This is a genomic window from Ruegeria sp. BA2 (assembly GCF_056539605.1).
This window is the reverse complement of record NZ_JBQFVE010000010.1, coordinates 162655-173824: the sequence shown is the minus strand read 5'-3', so window position 1 is coordinate 173824 and position 11170 is coordinate 162655. Positions and strand designations below refer to the sequence as shown.

Annotated in this window: 13 protein-coding genes; 6 read left to right on the top strand and 7 right to left on the bottom strand. The window is 53.0% G+C overall.

The window, feature by feature from the left end:
• The first annotated feature begins 154 nt into the window (after positions 1-154).
• Positions 155-391, top strand: coding sequence for an NUDIX hydrolase (locus tag ACR0NN_RS19065; RefSeq protein WP_170725122.1), 237 nt, complete (start codon positions 155-157; stop codon positions 389-391).
• A 117-nt stretch (positions 392-508) separates the two neighbouring features.
• Here ACR0NN_RS19065 and ACR0NN_RS19060 read toward each other — a convergent pair whose 3' ends face one another.
• Positions 509-1330: a LysR family transcriptional regulator gene (locus ACR0NN_RS19060; protein WP_480685310.1), complete on the bottom strand. Its 822-nt coding sequence runs from the start codon at positions 1328-1330 to the stop codon at positions 509-511.
• A 108-nt stretch (positions 1331-1438) separates the two neighbouring features.
• Here ACR0NN_RS19060 and ACR0NN_RS19055 point away from each other — a divergent pair, with 108 nt between their 5' ends.
• From ACR0NN_RS19055 to ACR0NN_RS19040, 4 genes are all read left to right on the top strand, one after another.
• On the top strand, positions 1439-2215 hold the full coding sequence (locus ACR0NN_RS19055; RefSeq protein WP_170725123.1) for a CmcJ/NvfI family oxidoreductase: 777 nt from the start codon (positions 1439-1441) through the stop codon (positions 2213-2215).
• Positions 2216-2299: 84 nt separating this feature from the next.
• Positions 2300-3088: an SDR family NAD(P)-dependent oxidoreductase gene (locus tag ACR0NN_RS19050; RefSeq protein ID WP_170725124.1), complete on the top strand. Its 789-nt coding sequence runs from the start codon at positions 2300-2302 to the stop codon at positions 3086-3088.
• Positions 3089-3173: 85 nt separating this feature from the next.
• A complete protein-coding gene (locus ACR0NN_RS19045) occupies positions 3174-4019 on the top strand; it encodes an enoyl-CoA hydratase/isomerase family protein (protein ID WP_170725125.1) in 846 nt (281 codons plus the stop codon).
• A 146-nt stretch (positions 4020-4165) separates the two neighbouring features.
• Positions 4166-4774 carry an alpha/beta hydrolase family protein gene (locus ACR0NN_RS19040; RefSeq protein WP_170725126.1) on the top strand — a complete coding sequence of 203 codons (609 nt, stop codon included), beginning with the start codon at positions 4166-4168 and terminating at the stop codon, positions 4772-4774.
• Positions 4775-5024: 250 nt separating this feature from the next.
• On the opposite strand, the gene ACR0NN_RS19035 is transcribed toward ACR0NN_RS19040, so the two are convergent.
• From ACR0NN_RS19035 to ACR0NN_RS19015, 5 genes are all read right to left on the bottom strand, one after another.
• Entirely contained in the window at positions 5025-5603 is a 579-nt protein-coding gene (locus ACR0NN_RS19035; protein ID WP_170725127.1) for an alpha-ketoglutarate-dependent dioxygenase AlkB, read from the bottom strand.
• A 66-nt stretch (positions 5604-5669) separates the two neighbouring features.
• On the bottom strand, positions 5670-6050 hold the full coding sequence (locus ACR0NN_RS19030) for a VOC family protein (protein ID WP_170725128.1): 381 nt from the start codon (positions 6048-6050) through the stop codon (positions 5670-5672).
• A 53-nt stretch (positions 6051-6103) separates the two neighbouring features.
• Positions 6104-7360 carry a sensor histidine kinase gene (locus tag ACR0NN_RS19025; RefSeq protein ID WP_170725129.1) on the bottom strand — a complete coding sequence of 419 codons (1257 nt, stop codon included), beginning with the start codon at positions 7358-7360 and terminating at the stop codon, positions 6104-6106.
• Between the two features lie 71 nt (positions 7361-7431).
• Positions 7432-8091, bottom strand: a complete 660-nt coding sequence (locus tag ACR0NN_RS19020; RefSeq protein ID WP_170725130.1) for a response regulator transcription factor — start codon at positions 8089-8091, stop codon at positions 7432-7434.
• 38 nt (positions 8092-8129) lie between these two features.
• Positions 8130-8744, bottom strand: a complete 615-nt coding sequence (locus tag ACR0NN_RS19015) for a PepSY domain-containing protein (protein WP_480685306.1) — start codon at positions 8742-8744, stop codon at positions 8130-8132.
• 199 nt (positions 8745-8943) lie between these two features.
• On the opposite strand from ACR0NN_RS19015, the gene ACR0NN_RS19010 reads away from it, so the two are divergent.
• The gene (locus ACR0NN_RS19010) at positions 8944-10026 is read left to right on the top strand and encodes a hypothetical protein (protein ID WP_170725131.1); all 1083 of its coding nucleotides are present in this window, start codon (positions 8944-8946) and stop codon (positions 10024-10026) included.
• Between the two features lie 268 nt (positions 10027-10294).
• Here ACR0NN_RS19010 and ACR0NN_RS19005 read toward each other — a convergent pair whose 3' ends face one another.
• The gene (locus ACR0NN_RS19005; protein ID WP_170725132.1) at positions 10295-10483 is read right to left on the bottom strand and encodes a hypothetical protein; all 189 of its coding nucleotides are present in this window, start codon (positions 10481-10483) and stop codon (positions 10295-10297) included.
• Positions 10484-11170 lie beyond the last annotated feature (687 nt).

The following is an 11170-nucleotide window of genomic DNA, read 5'->3' as shown; positions in this document are numbered from 1 at the left end:
TCGAGCTACTTGAGGCCACGATGCACTGAAGGTCTTCATCGCTGAGTTCTTCCGCTCGGTAGTTGCCCAGCCCTTTTGCTTCGACGTAAGCCTTGTACGCGCGCTGGCAGAACTCACCCTGGCTTTCGCTGTCGACCTTACGCTATTCGCCGCCATGACCTGGAAGTATTTGGCCTTTTTCTCAGGAACATATCATAGCTCTGACCAAAAAGAATCTGGCGGAGGATCTTATGAAGAGGGAGAGGATATCGAAACGCTTCAAGTTCAACTTCCGGAAGCAATGAACCTGATCGAATCCGGCGAAATCTGCGACGCAAAAATCATCATTTTATTGCAGCGAAAATTCATCGAAACGCTACAAGAAACCAATAGCCCATTTACAGCGCCATAGCGAGCGCACAAGATCATAGCGTCAATGGTCTTAAAACCTGACGATCATAGCGCCTGATACATTTCGTCTGCTCGGCAAACCTGACCGCCTTTTGGCACTCGGGATCGCTATGACTGACTAGATCATCCACAGCACATTTTCTTCAGCAGCCTCGTAGTCGGGTAGGACGTGTTCTAGCAGTCCTGAGGCGAGTTCTTCATGAACGCTCCAAAGTGCATTCATCGAAATGCCAGCTCCCGCTATTGTAGCCCGCTTTTGAGTGAGCCCGTCATCCACGATCAACTGGCTCTTTTTGTCGCCATACTCAAACATTGCAATATCGCCTTGAGCAGATTTCAGCGGCCGTGGATCAAGATTGCTGAAAGCTATGAGACGGTGATGCGCCAGATCAGACGGGGTTGCAGGTGTCCCGTGGGTTTTCAGGTAGGACGGCGACGCACAGAGAATGCGTTTGTCATCGGCCAGCTTGCGCCCCTTCAAACTCGTATCCGACAGCGGGGAATACCTTAGGGCAAGATCATAGCTGCCTTCGATAAGATTGAACTGAAGGTCAGACATGCGCAAATCCAGCGTCACATCGGGGAACTTGTCGAGAAATTCGGGTAGGATTGGCGCGATATAGATCTGTGCGAACGTGCTGGGCGCCGTAAATCGCAGCGTTCCGCTTGCTTTGGCTGAACCTTGTCCTAGCGCAGCAAGAGCCGCCCCCTCCTGCGCAACCATTTCGCGCGCAAAAGGCAGGAAATCAACGCCCTCGACAGACAGGGATACTCTGCGCGTGGTCCGGTGCAACAGCTCGGAGCCCACCCTGTGTTCGAGCTTGGCAAGCTTTGCGCTTGAGACAGCTGGAGCCATGCCCAGCTTCCGTCCGGCTGCGCTAATGTTCAGCAATTCTGCCGCGAGGATAAACAGCCGCAGCTCGTCTGTATCTATGCCCATTATGTCAGCTTTCCGAATTCTGAATACAAAAGTGTCCACTTTATTTAGTAAATATCAGAAGCCATATGTTTGAAAAGGAAATGTCGCAGATTTCAGGAGATCGCTGCAATGACAGGGACCGCCACAGTCAACTACCATGTTCATATAGACGAAAGGCAGGCATTTGAGCTGGATGCAGGCGGTATCATTGGCAATCTAATCTCGCCTGAGCTAGCGCCAACCAAAGTGCGGTTGAACGATGTGCGACTGTCGATGCACACCCCTCAATTTGCACAGGACGCTGTAGAGTTTGCAAAATTTCCAACCGCTGTCGCAGGCTTTGATGGGGACGCATGGCGCTCGACCTACGACGGAGAGCTTACGCAACTTCTGACTGATCGGCTTGGTGCAAGCGAGGTTGTCATCTTTGATCACACGGTCCGCGTCGACGACCCAGACGCGACCCGGAAACCGGCGCGCAACGTTCACAGCGACTATAGCGCAGCTGGCGCGCAACAACGCCTTGTCGACCTACTGGGGACCGAGATCGCCGCAGAGTGGAGTAAGAGCCACTTTGCCTTCATCAACATTTGGCGGCCGGTTGAAGACCCGATCAACAGCGCACCCTTGGGCTTTGTCCGCCCATCCAGCGTTGATCCTGAGGACTGGATACTGCTCGACCTAATTTATCCGGATCGCAAGGGCCAGATCATGGGACTGGTGAGTAACGACCATCACGAATGGCTGTATCAATCAAAAATGACGCCAGACGAAGTGGCCTACTTTAACATCTACGACAATCAGGGGCTACCTTCTATCGCACACAGCGCATTAGATATGATCGAGGACCCAACTGTCACAACGATCCGCAAGAGTATCGAGAGCCGCACGCTGGTGCGTTATTGAAGCTTGGCAAATGCTTTCTACAGCGCTGCAAAAAACCGGCGGGCAGAAGATCTGCAATTCAACTTTGTATGAAGGACTAACTACGTGAGTAAGACAATTCTTATCACAGGTTCGACCGATGGGATCGGTTTGCTCACCGCGCAGAAACTTGCCGCGAGTGGGCATCGTGTATTGGTTCATGGTCGTAGCACCACAAAGCTCGAAGCGGCTAAAAAACAGATTGACGGTGAGGTCGAGACCTACATCGCAGATCTGTCTGACTTAGACGCTGTGAAGGCTTTGGCCGCAGAAATCCTTAGCAAGCATAACAGGTTGGATGTTCTGATAAACAATGCCGGTGTGCTGAAGGCACCCAAAGCGGTGCTTGGCAACGGGCTGGACATTCGCTTTGTTGTCAACACGTTTGCCCCGTACCTTTTGACAGAATTGCTTCTTCCGATCATGCCGTCAGGGGGGCGCGTCGTGAACCTTTCGTCCGCCGCGCAAGCACCCGTGGATCTGGATGCGATGCGCGGGAAAAAACGCCTGGGCGATATGGACGCTTATGCGCAGAGTAAACTCGCCATCACGATTTGGACGCGTGAACTTGCAAAGTCTCTGCCCAATGGACCAGTGATGATCGCTGTCAATCCAGGGTCGCTGCTCGCCTCCAAAATGGTAAAAGAAGGCTTTGGCATGGCGGGCAACGACCTCAACATTGGGGCTGATATCCTGATAGACGCCGCCCTGGGCGACCGGTTCGCAGACGCATATGGTGCTTACTTCGACAATGACAGCCGCAACTTCGCCAACCCGCACGGTGCCGCTTTGGATGCTGCACATGCGTCACAAGTGATGGAGGCGATCAAAACCTTCGTGCACCAGAACAGCTGAACCGCACCGAGCGGCAATCATACCCAAAATGTGTTTTCACCAATCCCCATATCGTTGATGCGGGGCAACAAGAGAGGAATACCCAATGAAATATGAGAACTTTCAGACATTTACAGTTGATGTGAAGGGCGCGATCGCGACTGTTACCTTCGACTTCGGGACGGTCAATGTTCAGGGTCAGGAGATGTTGGCGGATCTCAACAGCCTTGCCATGCGCCTTGAAGGTGATCGTTCGGTGAAAGTCGTGGTCTTCCAATCAGCCAATCCCGAGGTCTGGGTTTGCCATTATGACACAGAGTTGCTGAAAGACATGTCTACCGAAGCGGTACCGCGCGACGAAGCACAACTCCTGGACTTGCAGGCTGTATGCGAGCGCATCAGCAAGGTTCCACAAGCCACGATTGCAAAAATTGAAGGCTTTGCGCGCGGTGGCGGTCATGAGTTGGCACTTGCCCTCGACATGCGTTTTGTCGCACGCGGCAAATACAAGTTCATGCAGATGGAAGTCGGGATGGGTATCCTGCCCTGCGGCGGTGGCGCATCCCGCATGGCGCGTCAGACGGGGCTGGGCAAGGCGCTTGAGATCATCCTGAGCGCGCAGGACTATGACGCCGATGATGCGGAGCGTTTGGGTACGATCAACAAAGCGCTCGATCCCGATGAGATCGGCCCCTACGTGGATGCTTTGGCGCAACGTATCGCGCAGTTCCCGGCAGAGTCCATCAATGCCTGTAAGCAGATGGTGTATGAATCCATAGACCAGCCGATCCAGGATGCCTTGAAGGCCGAGGCCTATTGGCTGTATCAGGCAACAAGCAAAACACCGGCTGTCAAACGCTTCGGCATCGCCGATGAGCAGGGCTTGGAACATGACATCGAAAACCAGCGCAACTGGGGTGAGCTGGTCATGAAGGTACAAGAAATAAACTGATCTTGCATGACGCTGTTCTGGTCACCGCTTGGAGGTGGTGGCCAGAGGTTGCACCATGACTTGCAAAAGGTATTTTGCGACCAGATGCTGGATTTGATAGCGGGTTGAATCCAACAAGCATGGAAAGCTGATTGGAGGTCATTGTATTGAACAAAGGTATTTTCCAAGCGGTAAGCATTGTCTTTGCCACTTTGTTGACCCCGCCAAGCCTGTCCGCGCAATCATGCGGTGATCTTGAAACGCCCTGTATCGTCGAAGGTGGTACGTATCATGTTCTGTTGCCGGAAACGCCCGAGCCGATGGGGATTGTCATGCATTTGCATGGCGGTGGCAGCACCGGCAGTAGTATGCTCAATTCTGATCTCGCCAGTGAGGCTCTTTCGCGGAGCTATGTTTTTGTCGCTCCAAATGGAGAGCATCCGGAGGCAAGATGGACAAAGGATTGGTCGGTTCGCGCAGATAGTATGAAATTCGAACGTGAGGACGCAGCGTTTCTGAGCACGGTGTTGGCCGATGTCCAAATCAAGACTGACCTTGCAGAGGCTCCTTTGCTCTTGTCCGGGTTCTCGCGTGGCGGATCCATGGTCTGGGACATGGCATGCTGGCAGCCGGACTTTGCAGATGCCTATGCTGCTTTGGCAGGCGCTTTTTGGGAGCAGTTGCCAGACCACTGTGCCGAACGAACCTGTATATCTGTTCCATACGCATGGATGGACGGACCGAGTGGTGCCGCTGGAAGGGCGATCTTTCTTTGATGGAACAGTGGTTCAGGGAGATGTCTGGGCGTCTTTAAAAGTTCTGCGCGAAACCAATGGCTGCATAAACCGACAGCCAGCCTCGAACACGTTTGAGGGTGATCTCTGGCTCAGGCACTGGACTGATTGCGATACCGGGCGCATTGATTTGATGCTGCACAAAGGGGGGCATAGTGCCCCTGGTGGATGGGCCGCGCACGTGATGAATTGGTTTGAGGTGCTGGAGCGCCGGTAAGCATTTTGCTCAGCATCACCCCACTTGCCGGAATGTCAAATTGATCCGGGTCTCCCTAACACGTTTCATCGGCGGGACACGATGCTGCCAGTGATCCTGAGTTTCACCTTCCATAACAAAAAGTTCCCCATGTGCGAGGGTGATTTCCAGGGTTTCTTTGTCAGTCTTGTTTTTGAAAACTAATCGACGCGCAGCACCGAGAGATAGGGACGCAACAGGTGTTTTTTCCCGGTCATTGTGCCAACCTAAACATTCTTCACCTCTGTGATAAAGTTTGAGCAGGCGGCTTTGGAAACGGTGACCACAGGCCTGTTCAACGAGGGTTTTCAGGCCCAGTAAGCCGGATGTCCACGCGTGTGTTAATCGCTTGTTTGATGGGCTGGGTTTGTCGCTGTACCAGGCGATTTTGCGGGCAGTGACTATGTGTTTGCCTGCAAAGTGATACTCGTCATTACGCCGTTCTATACCTGTCATGAGTTCCGCAAGCGAAGTATCGGCCAAGTCGCTGGGCAAAACCGCTCCGAGGTAGTTGGCGATGCCCTGCCTCGGCAAAACGTTTTTCGGCCCGTCGCTGGCAAGAGTAAACAGATCCACGATTGCAACCCGATTTATTAGCATGAGACGCTAATCACATCGTCCGACCTCGGAAAGATGCACTCACTATTCATCGAGAGCGAAATCCACATGGATGTGGTTGCCATCTGGGTCCCATATATTGAAGGCCACTGTGTTGATCTGAGCGATTTCAACTCGGCGGTAGTCTTGTCCGGCCTCGATCAAGCGTGCTTCGAATGATTTGGCATCCCGGGCCTTGTAGGCGAAATGCTCCAACTTCAAACCCGTCTCCGAGCCGATGAGATCAGGCCTCTCCGTGCCAACCAGATGGACCATCACCATTTCACCCGCATAAAGCCATGCCCCGGGAAACGGAAAATCAGGACGATTTCCCGGCACGAGACCCAAAATGTTACGATACCAGGACACCATCCTGTCCAGCTGAGTCGTATGGATGTTCACGTGATCGAGGTGTGTGATCTGCATAACTGGTCCCCCCCAAAGCCGTTTGGTGACTATCCAGCACAGTGTGGTGAAAATTACCCTGATATAAGGACACAGCAAGCTAAGCCGTCGAGGTTGGCTGATTTACCCAGTATCAATTTACTTCCATAAGCGTTCAAAAGATCTACCGATATGGCCAAGCCCAATCCGGTACCGCTGACAGACGTGTCCAGCCTTCCACCGGAGCGAAGCACACCTTCACGGGCTTCTTTCGGAATTCCAGGTCCATCATCCTCAATGCAAATTTCAATATGATCCGTGACATGTTTTGCGCTGATGTGAATAGTTGTACGGGACCACTTGAGTGCATTGTCGAGGAGGTTTCCAATCACTTCTTCGATGTCCTGAGTGTCCATTCTGACTTGAAGTCCGGTTTCGCAATCTGTCGTCAGGGATTTCCCTTCGCGCTCAGCCATGACCGAAAACAATCTGGATAACCTGTTGACTGAATTCGTAAGATCCGTTCGCGAATGCGTAAGCTCAGCGGTGTTTGACGCACGCATACGCGCCAGAGACCGTTTTAACTGAGCATCTATCCTGCTCAGCGCGTCTTCGGCAGGTTCGATATCTGCGCCTCGATCCGACAAGCTTGCCAGTTCGTTTCGAAGTATTGCCGTCGGCGTTTTGAGTGCGTGCGCCAAATCCGCCGCCTGCCGACGAGAACCAGATACAATCTCGCGATTTCTGTGCAGCAATTTATTGAGGTCCTCAACAAGTGGCGAAACCTCTTCCGGATAGTCTTGCGGGTTAAGGTCGTCTCCTTTGTCCCAACGATGCGCCACATCCGTCCGCAGCTTCCTGAGTGGGCCGACAATGGTAGACATCAATAGCAGCGAACCAGCAACCCCAATCAAGCCGACAAGCCCGAATACCGGCAGCAAGTTGTTCTGTGCAGCCCGACGTTCGCGGATCAGCTCGAGCCTGCTTTCCGCGACTGTCACGCCCCATTCGGATCCGTCCTCGAAGGTGATTTTCTGATAGACGCTGCGCACAGCTTCATTATCCGGGCCAGATGTGTTCCACACGACGGCCTCTTGCTGCACTCGCGCGGGTTCAGAGATCAATTCGTCAAACAGTGAGGCAGATGTAAAGGTTGCCCCATTCCCGTCCGTCACCTGCCAGTATCGGCCAGAGTATGGCGTTCCATAGGCCGGGTCGAACATGAGATCACGCAAAGCCTCGGGGTTGTCCGTCGTCGCGCTTAACCCGACAACCAGTTGCGTGTGTCTATTGCGCAGCGTCTCGTCAAACTGCTCAAGAACGCGCGTGTTGATGTAGGAAAAAACAACCATTGTTCCAACGCCGACAGAAAGCGCACCTGTGGCGAGGCCACCAAGCAAAGCGCGTTGGCGCAGCGATAGCATCAGGCAGTATCGATCATGTAGCCGCGCCCTCGGACCGTTGTGATAAGGTCAGAGCCCAGTTTTTTACGCAATCGAGTGATGAATACAGCGATGGTGTTTGAATCCCGATCACCGTCATATTCATAGATGTGTTCGGACAGCTCGGTACGAGACACCATGCGCCCGATATTATGCGCAAGGTATGTCAGGACAGCGATTTCCTGCGCAGTCAGATCAACGGGAATTCCGCCCACGCTGACCCGTCCGTTTCGTGTATCCAAAGAGACGTCCCCCATCTCGATCACAGGATTCAACTGACCGCTCTGTCGGCGCAGGATCGCGCGGACACGTGCGGCCAGTTCTGGCATGTGAAACGGCTTGGTCATGTAATCATCCGCGCCTGCGTCAAGGCCGTCCACGCGTTCGCTCCACCCATCGCGGGCTGTTAGGATCAACACCGGCGTCTTGATCCCTGCGCCACGCCATTCGCGCAGGACGGAGATGCCATCGCGCTCGGGCAATCCAATGTCTAGGATTATCATATCGTACGGCTCGGTCGCCCCCAAGTGAAGCGCATCCGTTCCATTGTTGGCCACGTCCACTACGCGGCCTTCTGCACTCAGAAGCTTTTTGATCTGCTCGCACAACTGCGGCTCATCTTCGGCCAGAAGTACTCTCATATTCAAAAACTACAGTCACAATGGCTCTGATTTAAGCCCTAATTTTTACCATTGCCCTTGCCGTTCCCGCCGGAATTGCCATTGCCGCCGCCTTTTCCGTTGCCACCGCTGTTGCCATTCCCTCCGGAATTACCATTTCCGCCACCGTTGCCATTTCCGCCACCGTTGCCATTTCCGCCACCGTTGCCACCGCTATTGCCGCCCCCGTTTCCGCCGCCACTGTTGCCGTTTTCGCCGCTGTTGCCACGGCTCACAGAAGTCCCACGGTTGTTTTTGGTGTTGCGATTGCTGTTGGTGTTGACATTGGCAGGGCCAGACCGGGCAGCTTTTGATATCTGCCGGGCAACACTGGACCGGTTGGAAACGACAGTACCGGTTTGTGCATTCACAATGACGCTGACAATTTTTCCGTCGGGTTTCTTAACCAGAATACGATAGTATATCTGGTCCGCCTGAAAGGCGCGCGCATCGACGGGCGTGCCACCGAAAGCTTTTTCGACACCATTGATGACCCGCTTCAGCCGGATCGTGTCACCCGTCAGAGTCGCCTTGCGCAGTTCGCCTTGCTTGAGCTCACGCGTTTGCGCTGTCGCTTCTCCACTGGGCAAAGCAACAAGCACGCTTGCAATCAACAAGAACACGTACGCACGCATGAAAGCTCTCTGTGTTTCCTGGTGCAAGCTTACGCCGTTCGACATGAACCGGTGATGAACAGGCAGTTAGCTCTGCGTTCAAGCGCACTCAAGTTTAATGGCCAGGAAGACGTTCGATTCGTGAATGAAGCGAGACCTTTGAACACAGTGACCCGGTTCTGAGAACGGGTGCCGGCCGCTTTTCGGCAAGGAGATCGATATGAAAACCACTGCTTTGGGACTGATAAAAGCCTCAACCCTGGCAATTGCATTGCTGGGATCGACAGCCATTGTCGTTACGATTGCCGTTCCGGATGTTGCTTTCGCCAAGGAAGGCAAAGGCAAGGGCGGAGGAAACGGTGGTGGAAACGGCAAGGGTGGTGACAACGGGAACGGCGGCAAAGGGAATTCTGGCAAAGGAGACCGCGGCGACAATAGCTCTGCCGGAAACAAAGGTGGCAAAAAGGGTGCAGACAAAAGCCGCGGTGGTCGGACTGCGGGAAAATCCACCACTGGCAAATCGAAGTCAAAATCGTCGCGTTCGACAGCGGGTAAGAGTGGCGAGTTTTCATTGAAGGACATCTTTGGCGGCAAAGGTAAATCGCGAAAGGTTGCCACGTCGAAGAAAGGCTCGACCACTCGCGGCGCAAAGCAAGAGCCCCGGACGTATGAAAAACCCTCAAAAACAGTGGTTGTTGAAGAATCCATTCGTCCAGCCGTCAGGACCAAAGGCAACAAGATGGCTGACCTGCTTGGTGCCCACCCATCCGAGCTGGGTGCTTTGAACGCAGCCAACGCCAGCGCAACTGCATTGGCGAATGCATCTCCAAATTCTCGGGTTGGTCGAATTGCCAACTACCGAGATACCGTGTTGGCCGGAGAGCCATTGCGCGAGGAGCTGGCGGAACAATTGGAAGAACTTGCAGGTCTTGAGCCGCCCGAGCGGACTCTTCCCGAGATCGAAGAGGATCTGGAAACTGCATTGGGCGACGTTCAGGAAAATCAGGAACGCGTCGAAGAGCTTGAGCAAGCGCTGGAAGAAGCAGGCGGAACTGACCCAGAGATCGAAGAGCAACTAGAAGAAGCACGCTCAGATTTGGAGAGTTCGGTTAACGAGGCGCAAGACCTGAACGATGAGAGGCAAGCCGCAGTCGAGTACGAAGAAGCGACGGCGGAGGTTCAGGAATTGGCTGATCAGGTCGAAGAACAGGAACTGACCGAACGGGAAGCCTTGGAAGCCGCAGCTAACAAGCCAGTCACCGATGCCGTTGAAGAAGAGGTCAAATTACTTCTGGGTCTGTAGGTACAGATCGCGGTTTCAATGTTTTTTTGGATTCTCAGTGCTGACTACTCACGGAAGTGCTGAATGCTGGGCCAGCCACATGCTTTGCAGGGATGGAAAGCGGCTGGCCCACAATTATTGGAGCCATACCAACACACCTTAAATAGAAAGCGTCGATCTTGCTGCGCAGAAAAAAGAAATCCCGCCCCAAGATGGAGCGGGATTCAGTTTTCAATTCCAATACTTAGGACAGATATCGGGAATTGTTTGGGGGTCTGCTGAACTGCCTTCAGACGTTGTTATGTGCCTCGGAAAGCCGCTTGTTTTTGACGATCTGTGTTAATGCATTTTCGATAGGAGGGAAGCGACCACTGCTCGATTTGGTCGTGGTTGACAAACGTTCTTCGGCACGTTGGCCGGAAGTTCGCATCACAGCTGTTTTGCTGGACTCTTCAGTCACAAAGGCAGGCTTATTCATGCGTTCCCCCTTGTCAGCGATCAAACGGTTTGCGACTCGTTCGATCCAACAAGATTACTTTGACTCAATTTGGTTGAACACTCTGAGAATACATTGTTCACCTTCTGTTAATGTTGTTCGCAAAACGAAAACAAATGACTAAGTGGTTGATTTCGGGGATCAATAGAACCGTTTCGATGCCTTAGGCAGGCCGGTTGCGCCTGTGCTGCGATCAATTTCGTCATTCAATTGCTTAGGTTTCTATGGTCACTCGCACATCGCGTCTGCCTCAAGTTCGTACAAGTCAGGGTAGGTCGTTGCGAATTGCTGGTTGACGCATACCGCGCGCCATGCTTGGTTTTAACTGAGCACCCTGTTTCCAGATCGCGAACTGTAAGTTTCATATTTAGCCGTGGACACAATTTCGCCACAATGCCATATTGATACAGTGGGCGGTATGTCTTGATTTTAGCACGTTCTAGTTTTTCCGACTGGATTTGAGGGGGTTACCTAGTTCGACATGCCGCCCCACGAAATTTCCTGACATGTGTTTGCGTTTGAAGCTGTGGCCGTAAGGAAAGTCCTAATTTTCTGTTTCGTAGGGAGAATCTGGTCTTGCATTTCAGCGACCTGCTTCCCTTCAAGGTTTGATCAACGTTTAGTCCATTTGCTGATGCAGGTTGGATATGTCGCTTTAGCGATGCTTTG